General features: G+C 38.3%; 25 protein-coding genes. 6 read left to right on the top strand and 19 right to left on the bottom strand.

Translation table 11 applies throughout. The features are described from left to right. Nucleotides 1–4: 4 nt before the first annotated feature. From BUL40_RS10505 to BUL40_RS10445, 14 genes are all read right to left on the bottom strand, one after another. Nucleotides 5–943, bottom strand: coding sequence for an N-acetylornithine carbamoyltransferase (locus tag BUL40_RS10505; RefSeq protein WP_080319224.1), 939 nt, complete (start codon nucleotides 941–943; stop codon nucleotides 5–7). A gap of 2 nt (nucleotides 944–945) precedes the next feature. Further along, entirely contained in the window at nucleotides 946–1,710 is a 765-nt protein-coding gene (gene proB / locus BUL40_RS10500) for a glutamate 5-kinase (protein ID WP_080319223.1), read from the bottom strand. Between the two features lies 1 nt (nucleotide 1,711). Continuing rightward, nucleotides 1,712–2,836 carry an aspartate aminotransferase family protein gene (locus BUL40_RS10495; protein WP_080319222.1) on the bottom strand — a complete coding sequence of 375 codons (1,125 nt, stop codon included), beginning with the start codon at nucleotides 2,834–2,836 and terminating at the stop codon, nucleotides 1,712–1,714. 40 nt (nucleotides 2,837–2,876) lie between these two features. Next, entirely contained in the window at nucleotides 2,877–3,671 is a 795-nt protein-coding gene (gene proC / locus BUL40_RS10490) for a pyrroline-5-carboxylate reductase (RefSeq protein ID WP_080319221.1), read from the bottom strand. Nucleotides 3,672–3,694: 23 nt separating this feature from the next. Then, nucleotides 3,695–4,669 carry an N-acetyl-gamma-glutamyl-phosphate reductase gene (gene argC / locus BUL40_RS10485; protein WP_080319220.1) on the bottom strand — a complete coding sequence of 325 codons (975 nt, stop codon included), beginning with the start codon at nucleotides 4,667–4,669 and terminating at the stop codon, nucleotides 3,695–3,697. Next, nucleotides 4,662–4,907 carry a hypothetical protein gene (locus BUL40_RS15650; protein WP_141239657.1) on the bottom strand — a complete coding sequence of 82 codons (246 nt, stop codon included), beginning with the start codon at nucleotides 4,905–4,907 and terminating at the stop codon, nucleotides 4,662–4,664. The genes argC and BUL40_RS15650 overlap by 8 nt, the downstream gene beginning before the upstream one ends. 5 nt (nucleotides 4,908–4,912) lie before the next feature. Next, nucleotides 4,913–6,094, bottom strand: coding sequence for an argininosuccinate synthase (gene argG, locus BUL40_RS10480; RefSeq protein WP_080319219.1), 1,182 nt, complete (start codon nucleotides 6,092–6,094; stop codon nucleotides 4,913–4,915). Further along, complete coding sequence (locus BUL40_RS10475) at nucleotides 6,091–6,708, bottom strand: GNAT family N-acetyltransferase (protein ID WP_010518203.1); 618 nt, start codon at nucleotides 6,706–6,708, stop codon at nucleotides 6,091–6,093. The genes argG and BUL40_RS10475 overlap by 4 nt, the downstream gene beginning before the upstream one ends. Nucleotides 6,709–6,941: 233 nt before the next feature. After that, nucleotides 6,942–8,288 (bottom strand): polyprenol phosphomannose-dependent alpha 1,6 mannosyltransferase MptB, encoded by a 1,347-nt coding sequence (mptB, locus tag BUL40_RS10470; RefSeq protein WP_244901857.1) that lies wholly within the window; start codon nucleotides 8,286–8,288, stop codon nucleotides 6,942–6,944. Between the two features lie 3 nt (nucleotides 8,289–8,291). Beyond that, a complete protein-coding gene (locus BUL40_RS10465) occupies nucleotides 8,292–9,776 on the bottom strand; it encodes a cellulose synthase family protein (protein WP_010518208.1) in 1,485 nt (494 codons plus the stop codon). A gap of 2 nt (nucleotides 9,777–9,778) precedes the next feature. Beyond that, the gene (locus tag BUL40_RS10460; RefSeq protein ID WP_080319218.1) at nucleotides 9,779–10,468 is read right to left on the bottom strand and encodes a glycosyltransferase family 2 protein; all 690 of its coding nucleotides are present in this window, start codon (nucleotides 10,466–10,468) and stop codon (nucleotides 9,779–9,781) included. Then, complete coding sequence (locus tag BUL40_RS10455) at nucleotides 10,468–10,941, bottom strand: toxin-antitoxin system YwqK family antitoxin (protein ID WP_080319217.1); 474 nt, start codon at nucleotides 10,939–10,941, stop codon at nucleotides 10,468–10,470. The genes BUL40_RS10460 and BUL40_RS10455 overlap by 1 nt, the downstream gene beginning before the upstream one ends. 4 nt (nucleotides 10,942–10,945) lie before the next feature. Continuing rightward, the gene (locus BUL40_RS10450) at nucleotides 10,946–12,550 is read right to left on the bottom strand and encodes a 4Fe-4S binding protein (protein WP_080319216.1); all 1,605 of its coding nucleotides are present in this window, start codon (nucleotides 12,548–12,550) and stop codon (nucleotides 10,946–10,948) included. Nucleotides 12,551–12,570: 20 nt separating this feature from the next. Then, on the bottom strand, nucleotides 12,571–13,917 hold the full coding sequence (locus tag BUL40_RS10445) for an NAD(P)/FAD-dependent oxidoreductase (RefSeq protein ID WP_080319215.1): 1,347 nt from the start codon (nucleotides 13,915–13,917) through the stop codon (nucleotides 12,571–12,573). Nucleotides 13,918–14,150: 233 nt separating this feature from the next. Here BUL40_RS10445 and BUL40_RS10440 point away from each other — a divergent pair, with 233 nt between their 5' ends. The 5 genes from BUL40_RS10440 (at nucleotide 14,151) to BUL40_RS10420 (ending at nucleotide 19,113) form a co-directional block, all read left to right on the top strand. Beyond that, on the top strand, nucleotides 14,151–14,870 hold the full coding sequence (locus tag BUL40_RS10440; protein ID WP_080319214.1) for a DUF547 domain-containing protein: 720 nt from the start codon (nucleotides 14,151–14,153) through the stop codon (nucleotides 14,868–14,870). Nucleotides 14,871–14,895: 25 nt separating this feature from the next. Continuing rightward, on the top strand, nucleotides 14,896–15,786 hold the full coding sequence (locus tag BUL40_RS10435) for a hypothetical protein (RefSeq protein ID WP_080319213.1): 891 nt from the start codon (nucleotides 14,896–14,898) through the stop codon (nucleotides 15,784–15,786). Between the two features lie 47 nt (nucleotides 15,787–15,833). Continuing rightward, nucleotides 15,834–16,856, top strand: a complete 1,023-nt coding sequence (locus tag BUL40_RS10430; protein ID WP_080319212.1) for a glycoside hydrolase family 113 — start codon at nucleotides 15,834–15,836, stop codon at nucleotides 16,854–16,856. Then, entirely contained in the window at nucleotides 16,857–18,110 is a 1,254-nt protein-coding gene (locus BUL40_RS10425) for a POTRA domain-containing protein (protein WP_080319211.1), read from the top strand. A 73-nt stretch (nucleotides 18,111–18,183) separates the two neighbouring features. Next, complete coding sequence (locus BUL40_RS10420; protein ID WP_080319210.1) at nucleotides 18,184–19,113, top strand: hypothetical protein; 930 nt, start codon at nucleotides 18,184–18,186, stop codon at nucleotides 19,111–19,113. 2 nt (nucleotides 19,114–19,115) lie between these two features. On the opposite strand, the gene BUL40_RS10415 is transcribed toward BUL40_RS10420, so the two are convergent. From BUL40_RS10415 to BUL40_RS10395, 5 genes are read right to left on the bottom strand one after another with little or no spacing between them, the layout of a single operon-like run. Then, nucleotides 19,116–19,820, bottom strand: a complete 705-nt coding sequence (locus tag BUL40_RS10415; RefSeq protein WP_080319209.1) for a TIGR04283 family arsenosugar biosynthesis glycosyltransferase — start codon at nucleotides 19,818–19,820, stop codon at nucleotides 19,116–19,118. A gap of 7 nt (nucleotides 19,821–19,827) precedes the next feature. Beyond that, nucleotides 19,828–20,793: an arsenosugar biosynthesis arsenite methyltransferase ArsM gene (gene arsM, locus BUL40_RS10410; RefSeq protein WP_010518221.1), complete on the bottom strand. Its 966-nt coding sequence runs from the start codon at nucleotides 20,791–20,793 to the stop codon at nucleotides 19,828–19,830. Further along, nucleotides 20,790–21,605 (bottom strand): purine-nucleoside phosphorylase, encoded by an 816-nt coding sequence (locus BUL40_RS10405; protein WP_080319208.1) that lies wholly within the window; start codon nucleotides 21,603–21,605, stop codon nucleotides 20,790–20,792. The genes arsM and BUL40_RS10405 overlap by 4 nt, the downstream gene beginning before the upstream one ends. Further along, on the bottom strand, nucleotides 21,605–22,225 hold the full coding sequence (locus BUL40_RS10400) for a TIGR04282 family arsenosugar biosynthesis glycosyltransferase (RefSeq protein WP_080319207.1): 621 nt from the start codon (nucleotides 22,223–22,225) through the stop codon (nucleotides 21,605–21,607). Before BUL40_RS10400 ends, BUL40_RS10405 begins: the two co-directional genes overlap by 1 nt. A 12-nt stretch (nucleotides 22,226–22,237) precedes the next feature. Beyond that, complete coding sequence (locus BUL40_RS10395) at nucleotides 22,238–22,741, bottom strand: rhodanese-like domain-containing protein (protein ID WP_080319206.1); 504 nt, start codon at nucleotides 22,739–22,741, stop codon at nucleotides 22,238–22,240. Nucleotides 22,742–22,806: 65 nt separating this feature from the next. On the opposite strand from BUL40_RS10395, the gene BUL40_RS10390 reads away from it, so the two are divergent. Then, entirely contained in the window at nucleotides 22,807–24,372 is a 1,566-nt protein-coding gene (locus BUL40_RS10390) for a glycoside hydrolase family 32 protein (protein ID WP_080319205.1), read from the top strand. The last annotated feature ends 296 nt before the right edge of the window (nucleotides 24,373–24,668 follow it).

Raw genomic sequence — 24,668 nt, 5'->3', positions numbered from 1 at the left:
AGGCTTATAGGTCTTTTAATAGTTGCTTTAGCACCACCTGTGCAGCAAAAGTTCTATTGTTTGCCTGTTCCATACATAGGCTTTGGTCACTATCCATAACAGCATCTTCTACCACTACATTTCTACGTACCGGTAAACAATGCATAAACTTGGCCTTACCCAATTTTTCTTTGGTCATCATCCAATTGCTATCGGTGTTTTTTACTTGACCATAATCTTGGTAATTGCTCCAGTTTTTAACGTATACAAAATTCGCATTTTTAAGTGCTTCTTCCTGGTCGTGAACAATTTTACATCCTTTTGTTACTTCCGGGTTTAATTCATATCCCTCTGGATGGGTAATTACAAAATCGGCATCTTGCAATTTCATCATAGCTACAAAACTATTGGCAACCGCATGCGGCAAAGCGCGTGGATGTGGTGCCCAAGACAAAACTACTTTAGGTTTTTGAGCGGTTTTGTTTTCTTCCAAGGTAATGGCATCTGCCAATGCTTGTAGAGGATGGCCTACAGAGCTTTCCATATTTACCACGGGAATGTTCGCATATTTTTTAAAGGCGTTTAAAACCAACTCGGCCTCGTCGGCCTCTTTATCCGTTAAACCGGCAAAAGCGCGTATAGCCACGATATCTGCGTATTGGCTCACCACTTGTGCCGCTTCTTTTACGTGTTCTGCTTTGCCTTGGTCCATAACGGCACCTTCTTCAAACTCTAATTGCCACCCTTCACTGCCAAAATTCATAACAATGGTATCCAATCCTAAATTTATGGCAGCTTTTTGTGTGCTTAAACGGGTACGTAGGCTATTGTTAAAGAACAACAAGCAAATGGTTTTGCCTGCACCTAGTTTTTTAAACTGGGTGGGTTCTTTTTTTAGTTCGATAGCTTCTTGTACCGTTTGTTGTAAACTGTCTAAATCGTTGATTTGTAAGTAATGCTTCATTGTTATGTTGCTATTATTTTGGTGAAAGGCTGCGTAGCATTAAAACTATCTAGGATAAAATTATCCAATAAGCCGTTCACTATCCAAGTTTCTATATGTGCTTCTTGCGCAATTGCAGAAGCTTCTATTTTTGATTGCATACCGCCTGTTCCGTGAGAGGATTTTGTGGTACTAATTTCCTTTTGCATGGCTTGCAAATCACGTACTTCTAAAATGGTTTCTGGTGTTCCTTTTTCCATGGATGCTTTGCTATACACGCCATTGGTATTGGTAGCGATTATAAGTAAATCTGCCTCTAAAAAAGCCGCGGTGTAGGCAGCTAGCTTGTCATTATCACCAAACTTAATCTCCTCTGTGGCTACGGTGTCGTTCTCATTGATGATGGGTACTACGTTGTTTTGTAATAAAACATCTATGGTATTTTTTATGTTTTGGCGCGATTTATCATCCTGTAAATCCGAATACGAAAACAAGCATTGCGAAGTAAACAAGCCCAATTCTCTAAAATTCTCCTGAAAAATATGCATTAATCGGGGCTGCCCAATGGCTGCTAAAGCTTGTTTAACATTAATGTCTTTACCAGTATGTTCTAATTGTACAAACTGCTTTGCAGTTGCAATGGCCCCAGAGCAGACCAAGATAAATTCGTATTGGTCTTTTAATGCCGCCAATTGCCTGCCAATATCCTCTATTTTACCGCGGGATATTTGGTCTGTTTCTTTGGTCAGCGTATTGGAACCAATTTTGATGAGAACGCGCTTTTTCATGCTACAATTCCGCTTTAAGGGCGTTAAAGAACAGGTCTATTTCTGGTTTGCCAATGTTTAAGGCAGGTAAAAATCGAAGTACATGTTTATTGGCTGCGCCACCAGTAAATACATGCTGATTAAAAATAAGTTTCTTGCGAAGTTCCGCTACCTCAAAATCAAACTCGAGGCCTAACATTAACCCTCTACCTTTTACCTTTTTTACTTGTGGAATTTTGGCTGCCTCAGCTGTGAAGTATGTTCCCATAGCTTCGGCGTTAGCCAATAGGTTTTCTTTTTCAATTACTTCTAGAACCGCTAGGGTTGCAGCACAAGCAAGGTGGTTTCCACCAAAAGTGGTGCCTAGTAAACCATAAGAAGCCTTAATATCTTCATGAATTAAGATGCCACCTACGGGAAACCCATTACCCATACCTTTGGCGATAGAGATAATATCTGGTTGTATGTTGTGGTGTTGAAACCCAAAGAATTTACCACTTCTACCAAAACCGGCCTGCACCTCGTCTGCAATAAGCACTACACCATGGTTTTTACATTCATTTTGAATAAGCTGGTAAAATTCGGTAGTAGGTTCATCCAAACCGCCAACACCTTGTATGGCTTCTAAAATAACCGCACAATAGTCACCAGAAGCTAGTTCTTTTTTCAGGCTTTCAGCATCGTTAAAATCAATAAAAGTTACCTTTTGCTGTTGATTAATAGGCGCGTTGATTTTTGGATTGTCCGTTGTGGCCACTGCAGCTGAGGTACGCCCATGAAAGGCTTTTTTAAAGGCCAAGACCTTGGATTTTCCAGTATGGAAAGATGCCATTTTCAAGGCATTCTCATTCGCTTCTGCTCCAGAATTGCATAAGAATAAGTTGTAATCTTCACAACCAGAGAGCTGGCCTAATTTATTTGCTAACTCTTCTTGTAATGGATTTTTTATAGAGTTACTATAAAAACCTATCTGTTGCAATTGGTCGGTAAGCATATTTACATAATGTGGGTGGGAATGCCCTATGGAAATCACGGCATGGCCGCCGTAAAAATCGTAATATTTTTGACCCTTATCATCAATCACCTCAATGCCTTTTGCACTTACAGGGGTAACATCATATAACGGGTAAACATCAAATAATTTCATGTTATTGGTTTTTCTAGTTACTTGGTAGTATAGCCTAAGTCTAGTTGTTTTTTATGTCGCTAATTTTCTTGTAAGAGCTTACAATACCTTGGATTAGGGAAGAGCTCAATCCCTGATGTTCCATTTCATTCAAACCTTCTATAGTACAACCTTTGGGTGTGGTTACACGGTCTATTTCTTGCTCCGGATGGTTGCCGGTTTCAATTAATAAAGCTGCGGCGCCGTTACAGGTATGCATGGCCAATTCTTGCGCTTCCTTAGATTCGAATCCCAATTGTATGGCACCTTGTGTGGTAGCGCGTATTAAACGCATCCAAAAAGCAATGCCACTGGCACAAATAACGGTTGCCGCTTGCATTTGCTCTTCTGGAATTTCCAAGGTATGTCCCATTCTATTAAAAATGGCCTTGGCCAAGTCTACTCGTTTTTTACCAACGCCGTTACTACAAATACAAGTCATGGATTTGCCTACGGAAATAGCGGTGTTGGGCATACAACGTAATATGTATTTATCTGCTCCAATGATAGACTCAATTCTGGAAATTGGAAAGCCGGTAATTACACTAATTACCACATGTTTTTCAGTAAGTTGGTCTTTAACGTCGTACAAAATGGCTTCAAAATGACCTGGTTGCACGGCAAAAATTAAAATATCCGAATTGTTTACCGCTTCTTCGTTGCTAGCCGTAACGGTTACATTACCGTAATCTTCAAAATGCTTTAATTTTTCAGGATTACGTTTGGTAAGGTACATACTGGTTGCACCATTAGAATTTAGAATGCCATTGGCAATAGATTGACCCAAGTTCCCGGTTCCTATAATTGCAATTTTCATGGTAAAGTTTTACGGTTTGGTTTTTAAAATACGCCTGCCTTTAATTTTAATCCTTTAGATTCTTTAAAGCCTAGCATTAAATTCATGTTTTGTACTGCTTGTCCAGATGCGCCTTTTAATAGGTTGTCTATAGCAGAGGTTACCAATAAGATATCATCATGTTTGTGTAAGTGAATATGGCAATTATTGGTATTTACCACTTGTTTTAAGTGTATGGGTTCATCTACTACTTGGGTAAATTTGGCCTCCTGGTAAAAATCTGTAAATAGACTTTTTGCTTCTTCCGCACTACCATTGAATTTGGTATAGGTTGTAGCCAATATGCCTCTAGTAAAATTACCACGATTGGGTAAAAAATAAATTTTACCTGTAGGATTGCCAAATGAATTTAAGCTCTCCCCAATTTCTCCTAAGTGTTGATGAGTAAAGGGTTTGTACCAACTTACGTTGTTGTTTCGCCAGCTAAAATGGGTGGTGTCCCCTGGTTTTACACCAGCACCAGTGCTGCCCGTTACCGCATTTACATGAATATCTTCTTGTAGCACACCGGCTTTTGCCAAGGGCAATAATCCCAATTGAATGGCGGTGGCAAAACAGCCTGGATTAGCCAAGGCATCTGTTTTTTTAATCGCCTCTTTGTTCAGTTCAGGTAAGCCATAAACATAGGTTCTACCTTGAAATGTAGCATCTGCTTGAAGCCTAAAATCGTTACTCAAGTCAATAATCACCGTTTCTTCTGAAAACTTATGCTCCTTTAAAAAGTTGCTAGAATTTCCATGTCCTAAGCACAAGAATACCACATCAACCTGGGTATTAACCTCACCCGTAAAAGTAAGGTCTGTAGCGCCAATTAAATCCGAATGGGCACTACTAATTTTTTTACCAGCTCTGGTAGTGCTGTATACAAAATCTATAGTAACATCACTATGGTTTAATAGCAGGCGAATTAACTCACCTCCTGTGTAACCAGAACCTCCTATTATTCCAATTTTAGCCATTATAAATTGTATTTTGAGTCATTGGGTCTTTATTATTTCCTAGAATGATATGCTGTAATTTTAGCTGTTCATTTTCCTTGCTTGTCCAAAGCAAACGAACCAAAAGAAAAGACACTTTATACGAGGTATTTTTTTCGAACATCGAAAAAACCAAATTCATCATTCTAAATTTTCTCCAAGGCTTCCAAAATTCTAAACGAATGATTGATTTTATACTGCGTATAAAGATTGTTCTCATGGAATTTAGCCGTTTACGTGATTAGAGATTTTACCTGGATTGGATAGGATTTTAATGAAACCCTTTGCATCATCAGCTGTCCAACCTTTGTTCATTTCGCCATAGCTGCCAAAAGAGGCATTCATTAAATCGTTGGGTGATTTAATTCCGTCTAATCTAAATTGGAAAGGATACAAGCTAACAAATACCTCGCCCGTAACGTTCTTCTGCGTATCAGTTAAAAAAGCTTCTATGTTGCGCATCACTTCGTCTAGGTAGTTGCCTTCGTGCAACAACATACCATAGAAGTTGCCCAACTGTTCTTTTTGAAATTGCTGCCACTTACTCAAGGTGTGTTTCTCTAGCAAATGGTGTGCTTTTAAGATAATTAATGGTGCAGCTGCTTCAAAACCAACCCTACCTTTAATTCCGATGATGGTGTCACCCACGTGAATGTCCCTACCGATGGCATATTTGTTGGCAATAGCTTCTAACTTTTCAATATTAGCTACGGGCGCATCCTTCTCGCCATTAATCGCTACCAATTCGCCTTTTTCAAAAGAAAGACTTACTTGTGTAGGTTCTTTTTCTTTTAGTTGGCTAGGGTAAGCACTATCTGGTAAAGGTTTTTCACTGGTCAAGGTTTCTTCACCGCCTACAGATGTACCCCAAAGTCCCCTGTTGATTGAATATTTTGCTTTTTCCCAAGAATAATCTACCCCATTGGCTTGTAAATAAGCAATCTCTTCTTCTCTTGCGAGTTTATTGTCTCTAATAGGAGTTATAATTTCAATTTCAGGAGCAAGCGTTTGAAAAATCATATCAAAACGTACTTGGTCGTTACCCGCTCCGGTACTACCATGAGCAATATATTTAGCTCCTATTTTTTTGGCGTGTTCTACAATTTCTACCGCTTGTACAATACGTTCTGCACTTACAGAAAGTGGATAGGTGTTGTTTCTAAGGACATTGCCAAAAATGAGGTATTTAACCACTTTATCATAAAAATTCTGTACGGCATCTATAGAAGTGTAGGTGCTAGCCCCTAAAGCCAAGGCTTTTTCTTCTATGGTTTTAATTTCTTCAGGTGAAAAACCACCTGTGTTAACGCTTACGGCGTGTACTTCAAAACCATGCTCTTTAGATAAATTCATGGCGCAATAAGATGTATCTAAACCGCCACTATAAGCCAATACAAGTTTTTTCATTTTTCTTTCTTCTTTACTAGCATTTTGTCCTTAATACTTTTAAGACGTTCAAATGCTTTGTTATTTAGGTTTTTATGTTTTTGGTTTTCTTTTGCCAGTGGATCATATAACATGCCGGTACACAAACACATTTTGCGTTCCGTACGCGTTAGAATGTCAAAATTTTTGCAAGTTTGGCACCCTTTCCAGAATTCTGGGTCGTCTGTTAATTCAGAAAAAGTAACCGGCTTATAACCCAAGGCATAATTCATTTTCATTACCGCAAGCCCCGTGGTAATACCAAAAATTTTGGCGTCTGGGAATTTTTCTCGGGATAATTCAAAAATGCGCTGTTTTATCTTGCTGGCAAGGCCTTCGCCTCTATAGTCTGGGTGCACAATAAGACCAGAATTGGCCACAAAGTCTTTGTTGCCCCAAACTTCTATATAGCAGAAGCCAGCAAATTTATCACCATCTAAGGCAATGATAGCGTTGCCATTTCTAAGACGTTGCGCAATATATTCTGGTGTACGTTTGGCTATACCCGTACCGCGAACCTTGGCAGAGTCTGTAATAGTCTCGCTAATAATAGTTGCATATTGTAAATGCGATGCGTTGGCTACAACAATTTTCATCGTTGGCGTATGAATTAAATTTAAAAATGAATTTGTTTGCTGTGAAATACGGGATTGGACTCACCTAATCCCAATAATAGAATTGCACCCTTACGGGCGACGGCGGCGTGTAAAGAAAGGACGAACGGGAGACGGGATGCTCGCGTTTCTAGATACTGGTATGTGTCTTTGTTCTTTCATTGTTGATGTAAATGTACAAATAGTGAGAAACTGACCTAACCGATTCTAAATTTTTAACGAAAATGAAACGTTTTGTTTCGGTTTTTTAATATTTCGTAGGTCATGTAGCCAAACACCAAAATATATTCAACAACGAGCAGTGGCAAATATTCCTTAAAGTCTGGTTGTGAGTAAGTATAGTAACTCAAAAATACGGTGGCAGACCAAAGCAATGGAAATCTATATGTAGTAAATAAACAAAGCCCGATTGGGAATACAAGATACCATGGATGCACTGTGCTTGTTATAAAGTAATAGCCCGTCATTAGTATAAGCATGCCAGTTAGTAGGCCGCCTATACTTTTCATCCGTTTAAAAATCAAAAGCCCAAGCGCAATACCAATAGTAAGTAGCGGTATTATTTTACCGTAGGTTTTAATAAATAACCAGGGTTTGGCATCAAAATACGTTGTAGCTACATATTCAGCTGTATTATAAATGCTAGCGTTAAATTCAAAATTAGAAAACCACAAGGCAATAGTTTTACTATAATTAGCGGCAAAATCTTCCGTATAGAAAGGCAAAAAGAGCAATACGCAGCTAACTGCGATACTTGCATAAAACACTGCCGATTTTTTAAGGCCTAGAAAAGGTAAAAATAGCGGTAAAAATAATAGCGGAACCAGTTTAAGAAGAATGGCCATGGCATAAATTAGGCCCGCAAAAATGGGTTGTTGTTTTTGTAAAAGATAAATACTGGTAATAAACAAAAAGAACATAACACCTTCAAAATGTAGGTTGCCCGTAAGTTCTATTATGATCAAAGGATTAAGAAAATACCAAAAGATTAAATGTGGAGACAAATTGTTTTGTTGCAGTATTTTTTTGCCGAACCACAACACACCAACATCTGCCAATAGTATTAGTAAACGTAGTGCAACAATTCCTCCTTTTATACTGCCAAAACCTAAAAAAGCGGCTACAGTAAAGAGTAGTTGATTTAAAGGAGGATAATTGCTGTAATGCTTTGCACTTAAACTGCCCATAGATTGATGCAGTAGTTCTTTATTGGGGAAAGAAGCATCCAATTGGGATAGCAATTCATTTGGGGTAAATAGGTAGGGGTTAACCCCATTTAGCATAAGTTGCCCATCCCATATAAATCGGTAAAAATCTTGAGATAAATTAGGAGTGCTAAAAAGAAATATCGCCCTAAAGGCAATTCCAGCAACGAGTAGAAATGTAAAATTCCACCGTTCTAATTGCATCAATTTAAACAAGAAAAAAAACAAAGCGGCTACCAAGGTGATGAGGCGAATAAAATCTTCTCGAACCAACTGGTAGCCGAATATATAGTAGAACGCCATACTACCCAATACCATAAGAATTGGGAATTTATGGAGTTTCCAATACGTAAGCATGGATTATGCTTTTGCTGTCAAGGATTTAAAGAATACAAAGCCAAAACCTAAGAACAACATTAAATGAAATGGGAACAATCCATAATCATTAAACGGAATTGCAATGTACATGCCATATAAGAAATATAGCATAAGGGCAAACTCCAAAATCATGTTAGGCGATAGCTTTTTTGCAAGGTATTTGTTACCCTTCCAACTATCAGACAAGCTATTAATGTTGAATTTTGGTGTGCGTACAAACTCACTCTTTTTACCCATGTGGCCTTCTATAACTGCCAAAGCATTGTGTAAAGACAATCCTAAGGCTACGGAGAAGAAGGTAAAAAATAGTTTTACATAGTCTACAAACTTATCAAAACCACTGCCTTGAATGCTTTTGTAGGTAAACCAATAGCAAAAGAATAAGATTACGGTACTAGCTATAAAAAAGCTGGTTACCTCGAACACCCAAGCCAAGTGGCCAAAAGTATTTTTAATAATAAGCATAGGTACACTTAAAACCGCTACTATAAATACGCAAAGGAACATAGAGCTGTTTAGCAAGTGCATAACCCCATGAAATTTAGTTTTAAAGTTGATGTTTTTAGCAGAAACAACACTCCAAACTGTTTTTCTGAAGTTTTCTGCACCACCTTTGTTCCAACGGAATTGCTGTGAACGGGCAGCACTCATTACCACGGGTAATTCTGCTGGGGTTTCTACATCTTCTAAATATTTAAACTTCCAGTTCTTTAACTGTGCACGGTAGCTTAAATCCAAATCTTCTGTAAGGGTATCTCCTTCCCAGTTACCAGCGTCTAAGATGCAATCTTTACGCCAAATACCAGCCGTACCATTAAAATTGATAAAGTGCCCTTTTGCGTTTCTACCAACCTGTTCTAGGGTAAAGTGGGCATCTAAAGCAAAGGCCTGTATACGGGTAAGGGTGGAGTAGTCTCTATTTATGTGTCCCCAACGGGTTTGCACCACGCCAATTTCAGGGTCTTTAAAATACGGAACCGTTTTCTTAAGCCAGTCTGTTTCTGGTAAAAAATCCGCATCAAAAATGGCGATAAAATCACCTTTAGCAATTTCTAAACCTTCTTTTAGTGCACCGGCCTTAAAACCTACTCGGTTTTCCCTTCTTATATGCTGTATATCCAATCCGGTTTCTTTTAATTCCTGCACACGAGCAGCGGTGTCTACTACGGAGTCGTCTGTGGAATCGTCTAAAACCTGAATTTCTAATTTACTCTTTGGATATTCTATTTTGGCAATATTGTCCAATAGACGTTCCATTACATATTCCTCATTGTATACCGGTAATTGTATGGTTACAAAAGGAATCTCTTTAGGGTCCAAAAGATTGTATTTTGGAGCCTCTTCATTCTGTCTTTTATTGCTTAGGTAGTTGATTAGCAGGTTTAACTGCGCCAAGCTGTAGCAAAAAATTAAAATCAAGGCGATGCTATAGATAGCGATGATGATGTAAGCGATTGTAATTCCCATGATTATTTAATGCTGTATTTAAAAATCCAACCCAATATTTTTATGCCTGCAAATATAGTACCTTTTACGGTTCCTGAAACTTTTGAGACACCTATTCGTTGTTTGTAACGCACAGGTACCTCTTTGTATTTCAATTTTTTACGTAAAGCTTTCAATTGCATTTCTACCGTCCATCCGTAGGTGGTGTCTTGCATTTGTAATTCTTTGAGCTTTTCGTATTTAATGGCCCTAAAAGGTCCTAAATCCGTAAATTTTGCGCCAAAAAATAATCGCATTAAAAATGTGGCTAATGCATTGCCAAAAACCTGTTGCGGTGTCATTGACCCAGGCTCGCGAAGCGATTTTTTTCTCGCTCCAATAACTAAATCCATATCTTCTTCTAAAATGGGAGCTACAATTTTCTCTAATTCTTCTGGATAATCAGAGTAGTCTCCGTCTAGAAATACGATAATGTCTGGGGTATTGGATGTGGATGCCACATAATTTAAGCCACAAAGGCAAGCATAACCGTAACCCTTTCTAGTTTCTGTAAGTACAGTGGCGCCTGCTTGTTTGGCTACTGCTACCGTTTGGTCCGTAGAGTTGTTGTTCACCACAATAATCTCTGCCACAATAGCTGGTATTTCTGCAATGACCTTGCCTATGGAATCCGCCTCGTTATAGGCGGGAATAATAACTTTTAGTACAGGCATTATCTTAAATCGGCTAGGTTATTTTCTCTTTTAAAGCTGGCAAAGCTAAACCATTCTTTGATTTTTTTACCCTTGCTATATTTTTCTGCCGATTTTAAATCGTTGTTCCTATACTTTAAGCAATAGCCATTTTTAATACCTTTTTGCAGTTGGCATTTGTGGTTGATGTTGCCTTTGTCATCATAAAACAACCACCAACCGGTCTTTTTATTTTTTTGGTATCTGCCTTCTGCCGATTTAGCGCCCGATGTATCAAAATGAAACCAATAGCCATTGCGATTCCCCTCTGTGTACTTGCCTTTTGCGGCCAGTGTGCCATTTGCGTGGTATTGGTGCCAATAGCCCACTTTTTTATCGTTCTTAATCCAACCTTGTTCTTTGAGTTCACCATTTTCGTGATATACTTTTACGTATTCCTTGGCGAAGGAGACGAGAGTCATCCAACTAAAAACTAAAAGAACCCAATACCTCATGGTTTTATTTTTTGTTTACCAATTGCATTAAATCAACATCATTCCCCAACAACACTTGGTTGCTGTCTATTCTGCCCTCTAACGGCCCGTTCTCCAACTTAAGAACACCTCTTGGGCAAACAGCGGAACAGATGCCGCAACCAACACAGCTAGAACGCACAATATTTTCTCCTTTTTGAGCATATGCGCGTACGTCTATACCCATTTCACAATAGGTAGAGCAATTACCACAAGAAATACACTGGCCACCATTGGTAGTAATTCTAAATTTTGAGAACATACGTTGTTGAAATCCTAGAATAGCAGCCATTGGGCATCCAAAACGGCACCACACCCTATTTCCAAAAATGGGATAAAAGCCAGTGCCAATAACACCAGAAAAAATACTACCAATTAAAAAGGAATAGGTTTTGCGTAAGGATTCTGATTTGAATAAAAATACATTGCCTTCACCACTGAAAAAATGCATACCTATTAATGCCAATATGATGACAAAATAACCTATAGCCCCATACTGTGCATCTTTTTGCAATTGTTCTCTTTTAAATAGCATGACCCATCCAAATACTAAAGTTAAGAATACGCCTACGCCAATTAAAAAGCTAGACTTGGTTAGCCAATACTTGCTAGTATCTGTGCCCAAATAAGAGTAGATAACCGCCGTGGTCATTAAAGTAACAAAAACCACTACACTATGTATAACCCAACGTTCTACTTTCCAAGCAAAGGTAGATTTGTCGCTCAATTGCCTAAAGGCATCTCCTGCAGTTTCTGCTAAGCCACCGCAGCCACAAACCCAAGAGCAATACCAGCGTTTGCCGTATTTGTAGGTTAGGATTGGGGTGATAACAAATATAGAAGCGATACCAAAAATGAGTAAGGCAAAGCCTATTTCCCCAGAGCTCAAAAATCCTTTTATGCGGTAACCTTCAAAATTGTAATAGTTTAACGGCCAGATGTTTTTTAAATCGTAATACGGTAGGCTGCCTCCGTTAAGTACTGAGCTACCATTTAAACGCGCCATTAATTCGGGAATAATGAATGCAAAAGCGGTTTGGAAAAACATTACACTGGCGGTACGTAAACGTTCGTATCTATTGTGTCTATATTTCCATAAGAATTTGATTCCGAAAGCTAAAATGGCAACCGTGTACAAAGTACCATAAACAAACCATTGGCTGGCTGGGTTACCACTAAGAGCTTTGCTCAAGGGGTCAAACAAAGCAATAACACCCTTGTTGTCACCATCATTGACCAAGCCAAGGTATTGTGGATAAAAATACAAGACAATGTAAAATCCAGTAAGGGCAATACCTGCTACCCATCCCCAAAGTCCACGACTAGAAACTGATTTAAACCAAACGCCATCGTTTTTAATGCCTGGTTGTTTGTCTTTATAGGCTTCCCAAGAAAACCAAGTTATACCTACAAATAAAGCAAGAAGTGATACACTTAGCCATAAACCTTGCTGGGGGAAATTTATGTTGAAGGCCGCCAAAAGCATTATGCCTAAGCCAGACATACCCAATACAACTGCCAATTTTTGCGGTAACGATAAGCTTGCCGGTGGTTGCCCAGTAAGCGCCATACTTTTATCTACAGTACTCATGTTCTTAATTTGTATTTAGGTTAGCCTAGTTGAAAAATGCGTTTAAGGCTTTTAGATTTTAGTTTGATATTCTTAATTCTAGTTTGGTTGTAGTCCGCCATAATGAGGCGCTCGTAGGGTTTGTAGAATTCTGGGTCAAAATTGGCATCTTTAAGATGGGCTACCACGTAGTCTATGTTCTTTTCTTCGGTTAACCACCTATCAAACATTTGATGGCGCATACGCATACCAAAGGTGTTAATACCCAAGAATTTTTCGGTGTTTTTATCATACGCTATGGTAACACAGATTTTTTCTTCAGGGTGGCGCCAATGGTAATGGGCTTCATACTCTGGCTTGCCTTTTCTACCAAAAACCCAACCATAAGTTTGGTATTCAATGTCTAAGAATTTTGCGGAGTTGAACCAGTGTCCTGGTTTGTATTCGGTAGGGTTGCCACAGATGGTCTGTGCAACGGTTTCGCCCATCATCCTGCCGGTGTACCAAACAGCTTCTATTGGTCTTCTATTGCCAATACCCGAATGTTGTTCGGCACAATCGCCAATGGCATACACATCTGGGATGTTGGTTTCTAATTTTCTGTTTACGAGCACGCCACGGCCGGTTTCTATTGTAGAATCTTCTAGGAAATCAATATTAGGACTTACCCCTGCCGTTAAACCTACTAAATCACATTCAATAGTTTCGCCTTGGTCTGTAGTCACAGCCTTTACCCGGCCAGAACCATTATCAATAATGGTATCTAGATTCGTGCTCAATCTTAAGTCTATATGGTGTTCCTTAATGTGTTCATTTATCATGGCCGATTCACCTGCTGGTAAAACGCCATTCCAAAAACTATCTTCTCTTACCAAAAAGGTTACTGGAATTTCTCTTGTACGTAGCATTTCTGCCAACTCAATACCAATTAAACCGCCACCAACAATAACAGCCCGTTTACAAACTTTGTTGTTTGGAGCGTTTTCTTCTAACTGTTCTAAATCCTGTTTAGAATATAAGCCCTGTACACCCTGTAAATCTTGACCTGGCCATCCAAATTTATTAGGTTTAGAACCCGTTGCAATGATGAGTTTATCATAACTAATGGTATTACCCATAGCCAAATGCAAAACTTTTGCATCAGTATCTACCTTTTCTACAAAAGCCTGCAGCAAATCAATTCGATTTTTCTTCCAAAACCCATTTTCATAAGGTTGCGTATGCTCAAATTTCATATGACCCATGTACACATACATGAGCGCTGTACGCGAAAAAAAATAAGGGGTTTCTCCAGAAATAATGGTAATGCGCTTATCCGACAACTTTCGGATATGCCTTGCGGCAGTTACGCCTGCAATGCCATTACCAATGATTACAATATGCTCCATATTGGTTTGTTGATGTTCTTAAATGTGTCGCACTTAAAGTTACGAACTTTACACCCCAGGTATAATTTAGATGCATTATAAATACACAGGGAGGGTGTAAGGAATAGTATCCCTTTTCGAACAGGCAATCCACTGTAGTTCAGTGTGATAAAAAATTAAAAAAAATTGAGGTGGAGTGTAGGGTATTATTTTTTATTGCGACAGAATGAGGGAATGACAATTAAACGATAGCTATGAAATATATAAAAACCATATTACTAGCAGGCCTTTTGTTGGTAGTGCAACAAGGAACTTCACAAGTCACAGACCAATTTTTTGCCAAGGCAGATAGTTTTTTTAAAAGTTATGTTTCAAATGGGCGGGTAAATTATAAAGCAGTAAAAGAAAATCCAGAAGCGTTGCAAGAAGCACTGAGATTGGCTAAAACGGTACGTGTAAACCCAGAAGATGCTAAGACGTACCAAGCTTTTTGGATTAACACTTACAATTTATTGGTGATAGAGGGTATTCTAGCTGCATATCCGGTAAAATCGCCTTTAGCAATCAATGGTTTTTTTGATGGTAAAAAGCATGAAGTAGGTGGGGAAAACATCACCCTAAATGCTATTGAAAATGATTTGTTGCGGAAAAACTTTAAGGAAGAGGCACGGTTTCACTTTGTATTGGTATGTGCAGGATTGGGCTGTCCGCCCATCATTAATAAAGCATATTTGCCCAGTACTTTAGAATCCCAGTTGCAAGAACAGACTGTTTTAGCGTTGAACAATCCTTCTTTTATTCAGCTAAAAGGAAAAAAAGTATTACTGAGTCAAATCTTTGAATGGTATAAGGAAGATTTTACAAGAAATGGGGATGAAATCGACTTTATAAATCGCTTTAGAAAAGAACCTTTAGACCCAAAAACCAAGGTGGGGTACTACCCTTACGATTGGACATTGAACGACACCAAATAATTTCAACAAAATAAATAAACCAGTAATGAAAAATTTTAAATTCTGCCTAGCGGCGGCAGCCCTACTAGTGGCTCAATTAAACGTAAATGCACAAGACGACCAAGGTACAGACCCACCTGCGAAAAGTAACATTCAGCAATACACACCTTCTAAACTTATTGGCAAAGGACAGTGGGACCTTAAATGGTTCAACAATTTATACACCCAAACAGAAAGTACTTTTTCTGAGGGGAAAGAGCCTAGGGAATCCTTTTTTACCTCTACACTAGAGGCTTACACTGGAGTAGGAACAAATAAAAGATGGAATGTTGGTGCTATCGTAGAATTTAGGTCTAATGTAGTAAATGACCGTAGCGCGCTAGATGTTTTTAAGTTTGATGGAGAAGAAGGTTCTGCGCGTTCCGGTCTTACTTCTATAGCACCTTCTGTAAAGTTTGTTCCAATAGCTTCGGTAAGTAATTTTTCTATTCAAAGCTCTTTCTTTATTCCATTAGTTGACAATGAAACCGAAAACGGCGTGTTTTTAGACCAAAAGGGATACACCTGGCAAAACCGTTTTTTCTATGACTATTCCTTTGCAAGTGGTAAATGGCAGTTGTTTTCAGAAATTAATTCGGAACTTAATTTTGGAGATGCTGCAGATAGTTTTGCAAACAATAGTTTGCGGTTAACTCCAGGAGTTTTCTTAAGTTATTTTCCAAGTGCTAAGTTTACCGTGTTGGCTTTAGCGCAACATTCACAACTCATAGATACTGGGGGTACAGAATTCTCGCAAGATTTTACCGCCTTGGGCGGTGGTATTAAATACCAATTAACCAAAGCATTGAATATAGAAGCACTCTATACCAATTTTGTAAGAGGTACGGATACAGGCTTAGGAGAAACATTTAACATAGGTCTTAGAGGTATATTCTAGTGGAGATAGCGTTAAAACATTTAAATTAGTCCTAAACCAACGTAAGAATGAGGAGTTTAGGGCTAATTTTTTTGTGTATACTTTTTTCTGGGTGTCAAGGGCAACAAACCGTTGAAGAGAAAATAAATGGAGTAAGTTTTGTTGCTACCCGTGATGCGGTTGGTCCTGAACATTTGGGGCCTGTAGAACAACTACATGCCAATTACGCCGCCATAATGCCCTTTGCCTTTATTAGAAGTGTGGACGAACCAACTGTTATTTTTAATAGGGAGCGCCAATGGTTTGGAGAAACAGAAGAAGGTGTAAAGCAATACACCAAAGAATTACACAGCAAAGGCATTAAAGTAATGCTAAAACCGCAAATCTGGATTAGAAATGGCGAATTTACAGGTGAATTTAAGCCGAACACTGAAGCGCAGTGGCTGGCATTAGAAAAAAGCTATTCTGATTTTATTTTGACTTTTGCCAAAGTAGCTCAAGAGAGCAAGGTAGATATTTTTTGTATTGGCACAGAATTGCACAGGTTTGTAGAGAATCGCCCTGAATATTGGCATAACTTGGTAACCCAAGTAAAACAACAATACAAAGGTAAACTTACCTATGCCGCCAATTGGGACGAGTATACCAAAACCCCTTTTTGGAAAGACCTAGATTATATAGGTATAGATGGTTATTTTCCGCTTTCTGAAGAAAAATCACCAAAAAAAGAAGATTTGGTGAAAGGTTGGCAAAAATGGAAAGACCAAATGCAAAAGTTGCATGTGGCTTTGGATAAACCTATTTTATTTACTGAATTTGGGTACAGAAGTATGGATTATACGGCTAAGAAACCATGGCTGGTAGACCGTAATCAAGAAAATGTAAATCTAGACGCACAAGCATTGGCGTTGCAAGTGGTTTTTGATGAGTTGTGGAAAGAAGAGTGGTTTGCAGGTGGTTTTATCTGGAAATGGTTTCCGCACCATAATGAAGTTGGAGGCAAAGAAAACAACCGGTTTACCCCTCAAAACAAACCCGCAGAAGAAACCATACGCCAACACTATAAAAACCAATTAGAAAATCAAGGCTAAATGCGATTCCTTCTGTTGTGCTGTTTATTAAGTTCTCTGGCTTTTGGGCAGACAACACACACCATAAAAGAAATTACGGTAACAGGTAATACACGCACTAAAACAGCACTCCTAAAGAAGCTTATAAATCTGGAATTAGGTACGGTGGTAGATAGTACCAAATTAGCAAACACTGCCGCCCGTTTAATACGTTTGCCCGGGATTGCCCATGCCTATTTTACGGTAGAGGAGAAATCCAATGGCGCAAAGATTGTTTATACCGTAGAGGAGCAACATACATTTATTCCTTTTGCCAATGTTTACAGTTCGGACAATGAAGATTTGGCTTTTAGATTGGGCTTGCAGGAATTCAACTTTGCCGGTCAGATGATGACCGTTGGGGGATTTTACCAATACGATGTGTTTCATAGTTACGGGTTGCAATTTCGTGCTCCGTATTTATTTTCTCCACAATGGGGTTTAGAAGTAAACTACCAAGACTTAACCACACAAGAACCGGTGTTTTTGGCAAATGGAACGGCAGATTACAAATACAACAACAGATCTATAGAGGTTTTTGGGCTTTACGCGCCTTCCTATAAACATAACTTTGCATTAGGCCTGTCTAGTTTTCAAGAAGATTACGCCTACCTTTTTGGGAGTACGGACCCTAATGTGCCGCAAGAACTCAAAGTAGATAAATGGCTTGTAAAATTGTTGTATACGTATGATAACATCAACTATTTCTACTACTATTTAGATGGATTTAAAAGCAGTTTAAACTTACAGTATGTACAATCTAACGATGGTAATTTATTGCCGTTTTGGTTGGGTTTTAACGATTTCACCTTTTTTAAACGGATTGGAAAAAGAGGGAACTTTGCGACTAGATTACGCCTTGGGCTGGCTAAAAACATTGCATCACCGTTTGCTCCTTTTGCGGTAGATAACAATTTAAATATAAGGGGTGTGGGTAATACTATTGATCGTGGCACCGGGTCTGTTGTATTGAACACGGAATATAGATTTACCCTGCTAGATAGAAATTGGTTGGTACTGCAAGGAAATGCTTTTATAGATAGCGGAAGTTGGCGTAACCCAGGTGGTACTTTTGACGATTTTATTCAGAGCGAAAACTTACGGGTATATCCTGGGATAGGTATTAGGGTGATGCATAAAAAGATTTTCAATGCCATATTTAGAATAGATTATGGTCATGGCATTACGCCAGACAGTTCCAAAGGTTTTGTATTTGGGATAGGGCAGTATTTTTAACATTTCAACGTTAAAATTTGCATTTCATCGATTAAGGTCTATATTTGTTAGTGTTACAGCTAATTCTATAATCATGAAATCATCCATTCTTACGCTATTTTTTGTGTATTCGATTGCAGCTAGCTATGCACAAGAACAATACATAAAAGTAACAGCTGTAGCAGGTGACGGTGTTTATTCACTCCTAAGGAAAAATGGGGTAGAACCCACCAAATACGCTAAGCAGTTTATAGCCCTAAATAAAGATTTGCTAAAGAATGATAATGAACTGGTATTGGGTAAAGAATATAAGATTCCGTACCATATGGCTATGGTAAGAACAGTTTCTGAAACGGAGACCGTTGAGAAAGATAATTTGGTAATTCCCCAAATAGTACCAGAAACCAATAGTTTAAAAGAAGCCATAATCTACTTGGTGGTTAATGGTCCAATAACTAACACCAATAGCTCTGAGAATTTTCTAATGAATCTTTCAAAAGAGTTAATGTTAAAAGGAGCTACCATAGTACCTATTGGTCTAGAATCACAAATGGCAAATTCAACAGCAATGACCGTAGAACAAGCTATGGCAGAGGATCCTATTTCTAATCTAGATAACCTAAAGGCATATGTAGATAGAATTAACCAGAATTACTTAAAAAATAGAGGGGCATACCAACGTATATTGGTGGTAGATTTATCTAAAGTTAAAACCAGTGAAAACAATGTGGCCGTAACAATTTTTCATCATAAAAAGAGTGATGTTGGTGAACGTTTTGCTTTCCATCTAAATGAAATATTCGTAAATGAAAACAAAGCTAATTCTACTCTAAAATATACGGATACCTTTAAAAATGAGCGTAATTTGTTCCTGGCACGTAATACCTTACCTCCAGTTACGCTTATTAAATTAGAAACTTCTAAAGATGCCAAGAGTTTAATACTTAGAGAGCCTAATATTCTACATAAGTTAATAACTTCTGGTATTGAAAAAGATTATAGCTCGTTGTCTTTGACCAATTAGGCTTAGTTATAACTAAAGTGTTTTTGGTAATACGCATACAGTTGATGTGGAGGTGCTCCCAGCCAACTTTTAACATGTATAACGCCAAAATGAAACTGTGTTTTAGCCCATCCAAATTCATGGTATTTTCTAGCTGAGGTTCTTACGAAATCGGGCAAAATCTTAAAATTAGTGGTTTTATAGATCCGCCTTATAAATTCACTGTCTTCGTAAATGGTATACGCCTCGTTAAATCCGTTTAATTTTAAAAATAGATTTTTGGTTATGAAGAGTGATTGGTCTCCACCTCTACATATGCTAAAATTAAAACGGGTAAACCAAGCAAAACCTTTTAAGATGAAGTTATTGGTTTCAAATTTCATTCTAAAACAGCCTGCTTTGCTCCCCTTTTTGTAGGCGTTTTGTATTGTGATATCAAACTTTTTGGGCGGAAAAGTATCTGCATGCAGAAAGTAAAGGATTTTTCCGCTAGCATGTTTTGCCCCATGGTTCATTTGTTTGGCCCTACCTTTATTGCACCTTAAGGCCAGAACAGGGTAGTTCTCGGCTATTTGTATTGTTTGGTCTGTACTACCCCCATCTACAATTATAATTTCTTTAGAAATAGTGCTAGAAGCATTGGTAGTTAACCAATTAAGTAAACTACCAATTGCAACCTCTTCGTTTAAGGTGGGGATAATTATGCTTATTTCCGGACCACTATTCATTTAATCTTTAGCAACAGCCACCTCCATTGTAATGATAGGTGCTTTCACTTATGTGTATTTGTGGGTGGGCTTTACCCAAAGCGGCTGCAGTTTTGTCGCAAACGGCCAATGGCTGATTTTGCATTAACACGTGTCCTGCACCATCGTCAAAATAAGCTTCATCGCCATAATAAATAGCGGTTTTACCTGTAAAAACGCAGGGTCCGTCTGCGGGCATGGGGTCTTTTATAGCTGCTATTTCTATGGATTCAATGTGAATTAATTCGTCCGTAGGGTAATGGTTGGGGCTCAGCACACGGTAAGAGTGCTTTGCTCTAATTTCTATGGTTCCAAAACCAGCATCCGTAAGAACCTTAATGTAGTCTTTCATAGGAATACTTCCGCTTAGGCAAAGAGCCCTTAGACGGTCGTCATTACGTAAGGCATCGTTCATGGGTTGTTCGCAAATAGGGTCGCTCATTACCAATCTGCCATGTGGTTTTAATACACGGTACATTTCTGCTACCGCTTTTTTTAAATCTTCCATCTTAAAAATATTGAACAAACAGTTTTGTGCTGCTACATCAATACTTTCATCTGCTACAGGTAAAGCCAAGGCATCGCCCTTAACCAGATTTACAAAATCACTTTGGAACCAATCGTTTTCCTCTTCGGCTATTTTAAAATTCTTTTTGGACGCTTCTAGCATTTCATCTACAGAATCTACCCCGGTTACACCACCAGTTTGCCTAGAGAAGTAGGAAAATTGCAAAAGTTCCATACCACCGCCAACACCTACGTAAAGAATTTTTGGATTGTTTACCAAATCTTGAGCAGATACGGTGCTCCCGCAACCATAGTTCATTTCTTGCATTATTTTAGGGATAGAAAGCCCTGGAAATTGCCAGATGGGGTTGGTGGTGCAGCAAAGGCCTACATCTGGAGTAAGCGCAGCTGCTTTGTAAAGGTCTTGGGTGGCATCTAAATAACTCATATTCTTTTTATTAATTCCTTAAATAGTGTTATCATTTTTGGTTCTGCTTTACCGGCAATTTCTATGATTTCTTGTACGTTGATAGGTTTTAGGTTGTCTGGGTCGCACTCGTCTGTTAGCACAGAAACAGCCACTACGGGTAATTTTAAGTGATTGGCCACGATTACCTCTGGCACGGTACTCATACCCACGGCATCTGCTCCTAAGATTTTTAACATACGGTATTCTGCTTTGGTCTCTAGTTGCGGCCCTACAACAGATGCATAAACCCCTTGTCTAAGGGTAATGTTATGGGTTGAAGCTATATCTTTTAAAATACTGCGCATTTCTACATCATAAGGTTCGCTCATATCTACAAAACGTTCTCCAAAATCGCCAACATTTTTAAAGGCTAAAGGAGAACCACCTTGCAAGTTAATGTGGTCTTCTATGAGCATAATATCTCCCTTTTTAAAATCTAGGTTAACGGCACCTGATGCATTGGATACAAACAATTTTTGAATGCCCAGTTGTTGCATTATGCGGATAGGATAGGTGATGTCTAAAAAATCATATCCCTCGTATAAATGAAAACGCCCTTGCATAACCACAACTTTTTTGCCCGCAATGGAACCATAGATTAATTTACCTGTATGGAATTCTACGGTAGCAAGGGGAAAAAACGGAATGTTGTTATAATGGGCAACTATTGGGTCTTCTATTTGGTCTACTAATTGCCCAAGCCCGGTACCTAATACAATACCTATTTCTGGGTTTTCAAATCCTTTACTTTGTAAATAAGCAACCGATTCTTGCAATTGTTTTTTTGTCATTATTTTACGTGTTTTATAAAAGGGTCAAAGGCAGGTATGTCTTTGATGTCCTCAAAGTAATCAACATCATTTTTTTCTTCCAATAAAAAGTAGGTCTCTTTTTGTAAATCTTGTAGGGTGCTTTGTAGCACATCATCTGTGCCCCATTTTTTGTTGGTAAATAGCGCTGGCAATAATTTGTTCATCCCTAATAAATAATAGCCGCCATCTTCTGCAGGGCCAACTACAAAATCATGTTCTGCTAGTTGTTCAAAAGCATGGTTTAAATCTACTGGATGTACATCATACAAATCACTTCCAATAACAATAATGTTTTTGTAGCCCGCGGCAAAACCCTCTTTAAATGCATTTATCATTTTTTCGCCTAAATCTGAGCCTTCTTGTAATTTTTTCTCATACGTGTTGGCATCCCAAACATCGTCTTGCCAAATTTCTTCGGAATAATACACTGCTTTATCACAAGATAATTGGCTGGTAACCTTGGCGGTATGTTGTAATAAAAAGTTATAAATGTCTAACGCGGCTTGGTCACCAACAGTTGCTGCTAACCTAGTTTTACATTTACCTAATTCTGGATTTCTAGTAAAGATGAGTAAGAGGTTGGTGCTATTTTTTATCAATTTATAATTTTTTTAATCGTATACTTTTTCACCATTCGTCAAAAGTTTACCCCATTGCTTACTGTAGGCATGTACTTTTTTTGTGGTGTTATTATTTTTATCAATCAGAGGATAACCCTTATTAGACCATTCAAAAATACCTCCATATAAATTCTTGACATTGGTAAAACCTGCCTTTTGTAGTCTTTCTCCAATATTTTCTGAGCGTACACCTATAGAACAATAAACAACAATAGGTGTTTCCGTTTTTTTAGGAAGTTTTTCACTAATACTTTTTAGTTCAAAATTCTTATAGCCAACAAATACGGCATTGGGTAAATGGCTTACGGCAAATTCCTCTTGTTCCCTTGCGTCTAAAATAATGTATGAGGTTGGGTTGCTACGTAGTTCGTCAACACTAATGTAGGTAACGCTCTCTTTATTGAGCGCGGCTAGGGATTCGGGTATGGTTTTTTGTGCGCATGCAGAAATAAAACTAACAAAAACAGTTAGCCATATCCAATGATTCTTTTTCATACTTTCAAAGATACCAATTAAAGTATTTGTTATATTCAAGAGGTCATATTTTGAAAAGTACTGTCATGAATAAATTATATATAATAGGGGTATTGTTTCTACTGTTTTCTTGCCAAAGGAAAACGCAAAGTAAAGGAACCAACCAAGAGAATAGTGAAACGGATGCAACCACCATCTATGACGAAAACTATAGGGGGCAATATCATTTTAGTCCGGAAAAAGGTTGGATGAACGACCCTAATGGTTTGGTGTACAAAGACAGTATGTATCATTTATTTTATCAATACTATCCAAATGCTACGGTTTGGGGGCCTATGCATTGGGGCCATGCTACAACCAAAAATTTTAAAAAGTGGGAACATAAGCCAATTGCACTATATCCAGACGATTTAGGGTTTATTTTTTCTGGTTCTGCCGTAGTTGATGTTGAAAATACATCAGGCTTTGGAAAAGATGGCAAAGCGCCTCTTGTGGCAATTTTTACCCATCATAATATGAAGATAGAAAAAGAAGGCGGGCCGGTTTACCAATACCAAAGTTTGGCGTATAGTCTAGATGAGGGTGAAACATGGACAAAATATGAAGGTAATCCCATTTTGGTAGATGAAAAAAATAAGGATTTTAGGGATCCAAAAGTATTTTGGCATAAGGAAACCAAAAGTTGGATTATGGTATTGGTTGCTGGAGACCATGCCAAATTATACCGCTCTAAAAACTTAAAAAAGTGGGATAATATTAGTGATTTTGGTTTGGAGCAAGGTGCTCATGGTGGCGTTTGGGAATGTCCAGATTTGTTTAAGTTAAAGGTTAAAGATAACGATGAGGAAAAATGGGTAATGCTTATTAGTATTGGATCGGGCGGCCCTAATGGAGGTAGTGCTACGCAATATTTTGTGGGTGATTTTGATGGTACAACCTTTACTTCGGAACAAAAAGTACACCGTTGGTTAGATTGGGGTACAGATAATTATGCTGGGGTTACCTATAACGATGCGCCTAAAAACGAAAGGGTGTTTATAGGGTGGATGAGTAATTGGCAATACGCATTAAAAACCCCTACCGGTAATTGGCGGAGTGCCATGACGCTGCCTAGAAAACTAGGTCTAGAAAAGAAGGATAACAAGTACTACCTTACCAGTAGCCCTTTAAAAGAATTTTTGGAACTAAAGAGTATGGCAGATGGTCTATCTTTTGATTTGAAAAAGGGAGAACAAGAAACTTTAGATATGCCTGGCGTAGGGCAATCTGTTTTACAGTTTAAAATGGAAAAAAAGGATTTAAAGTTTGCTTTGACCAACGCTGCAGGAGAAAGGGCAACTATGCTTTTTGATAGTGCAAGTAAGCTCTTTATTTTTGATAGGACCCAATCTGGTAATCATGGTTTTAACTATGAGTTTGGAAACAAACTACACTATATGCCCGTTGATGATCTACCCGATACTTTTGAAGTAACTATATATGTAGATAGGTCCTCTTGGGAGGTTTTTATTAATGATGGTCAATTTGTGTTTACCCAACAATTATTTCCCAGTGAGGAATGGTCTGGGGTTTTGTTAGAAAATTTATCGGGTAATCAGAACCAAATTAAGGGTTTAAAAATGGCTGCTATTCCTAGTATTTGGTCTAATTAAGATAAAAATAAAGATTGGTTAAAAGAAGGCCTAAAGACAAGCCAAGAACCATGTACCAAGCAAAATATCCAAGTTTTTCTCCAATAGTGTTCATAGTGTTGTTAGTTTAATTCGAAAACTAATTTAGAGTTGGAATAGCATAGACAAGTGCGGGTTTTTATAATTGGTAAGTTTTTTGGTGTAATTGGTACAATAGGAAGTAGTTCACTACTCTTGGTGCTGTAATAAACTAGTATTGCGGTGGGCTAGGTAGGTGCAAAAACTAAAAAATCCTCACATTGCTGTGAGGATTTTAA

The organism is Croceivirga radicis, assembly GCF_002072105.2.
Classification (GTDB): domain Bacteria; phylum Bacteroidota; class Bacteroidia; order Flavobacteriales; family Flavobacteriaceae; genus Croceivirga; species Croceivirga radicis.
Note: the sequence above shows the minus strand (reverse complement) of the source record. Positions and strands in the feature narration are given on the sequence as shown.

Excerpts from the sequence above, each read along its gene's own strand:
- BUL40_RS10505 (WP_080319224.1), bottom strand. The coding sequence starts at position 943 with ATGAAGCATTACTTACAAATCAACGATTTAGACAGTTTACAACAAACG.
- proB (WP_080319223.1), bottom strand. The coding sequence starts at position 1,710 with ATGAAAAAGCGCGTTCTCATCAAAATTGGTTCCAATACGCTGACCAAA.
- BUL40_RS10495 (WP_080319222.1), bottom strand. The coding sequence starts at position 2,836 with ATGAAATTATTTGATGTTTACCCGTTATATGATGTTACCCCTGTAAGT.
- proC (WP_080319221.1), bottom strand. The coding sequence starts at position 3,671 with ATGAAAATTGCAATTATAGGAACCGGGAACTTGGGTCAATCTATTGCC.
- argC (WP_080319220.1), bottom strand. The coding sequence starts at position 4,669 with ATGGCTAAAATTGGAATAATAGGAGGTTCTGGTTACACAGGAGGTGAG.
- BUL40_RS15650 (WP_141239657.1), bottom strand. The coding sequence starts at position 4,907 with ATGAGAACAATCTTTATACGCAGTATAAAATCAATCATTCGTTTAGAA.
- argG (WP_080319219.1), bottom strand. The coding sequence starts at position 6,094 with ATGAAAAAACTTGTATTGGCTTATAGTGGCGGTTTAGATACATCTTAT.
- BUL40_RS10475 (WP_010518203.1), bottom strand. The coding sequence starts at position 6,708 with ATGAAAATTGTTGTAGCCAACGCATCGCATTTACAATATGCAACTATT.
- mptB (WP_244901857.1), bottom strand. The coding sequence starts at position 8,288 with ATGCTTACGTATTGGAAACTCCATAAATTCCCAATTCTTATGGTATTG.
- BUL40_RS10465 (WP_010518208.1), bottom strand. The coding sequence starts at position 9,776 with ATGGGAATTACAATCGCTTACATCATCATCGCTATCTATAGCATCGCC.
- BUL40_RS10460 (WP_080319218.1), bottom strand. The coding sequence starts at position 10,468 with ATGCCTGTACTAAAAGTTATTATTCCCGCCTATAACGAGGCGGATTCC.
- BUL40_RS10455 (WP_080319217.1), bottom strand. The coding sequence starts at position 10,941 with ATGAGGTATTGGGTTCTTTTAGTTTTTAGTTGGATGACTCTCGTCTCC.
- BUL40_RS10450 (WP_080319216.1), bottom strand. The coding sequence starts at position 12,550 with ATGAGTACTGTAGATAAAAGTATGGCGCTTACTGGGCAACCACCGGCA.
- BUL40_RS10445 (WP_080319215.1), bottom strand. The coding sequence starts at position 13,917 with ATGGAGCATATTGTAATCATTGGTAATGGCATTGCAGGCGTAACTGCC.
- BUL40_RS10440 (WP_080319214.1), top strand. The coding sequence starts at position 14,151 with ATGAAATATATAAAAACCATATTACTAGCAGGCCTTTTGTTGGTAGTG.
- BUL40_RS10435 (WP_080319213.1), top strand. The coding sequence starts at position 14,896 with ATGAAAAATTTTAAATTCTGCCTAGCGGCGGCAGCCCTACTAGTGGCT.
- BUL40_RS10430 (WP_080319212.1), top strand. The coding sequence starts at position 15,834 with ATGAGGAGTTTAGGGCTAATTTTTTTGTGTATACTTTTTTCTGGGTGT.
- BUL40_RS10425 (WP_080319211.1), top strand. The coding sequence starts at position 16,857 with ATGCGATTCCTTCTGTTGTGCTGTTTATTAAGTTCTCTGGCTTTTGGG.
- BUL40_RS10420 (WP_080319210.1), top strand. The coding sequence starts at position 18,184 with ATGAAATCATCCATTCTTACGCTATTTTTTGTGTATTCGATTGCAGCT.
- BUL40_RS10415 (WP_080319209.1), bottom strand. The coding sequence starts at position 19,820 with ATGAATAGTGGTCCGGAAATAAGCATAATTATCCCCACCTTAAACGAA.
- arsM (WP_010518221.1), bottom strand. The coding sequence starts at position 20,793 with ATGAGTTATTTAGATGCCACCCAAGACCTTTACAAAGCAGCTGCGCTT.
- BUL40_RS10405 (WP_080319208.1), bottom strand. The coding sequence starts at position 21,605 with ATGACAAAAAAACAATTGCAAGAATCGGTTGCTTATTTACAAAGTAAA.
- BUL40_RS10395 (WP_080319206.1), bottom strand. The coding sequence starts at position 22,741 with ATGAAAAAGAATCATTGGATATGGCTAACTGTTTTTGTTAGTTTTATT.
- BUL40_RS10390 (WP_080319205.1), top strand. The coding sequence starts at position 22,807 with ATGAATAAATTATATATAATAGGGGTATTGTTTCTACTGTTTTCTTGC.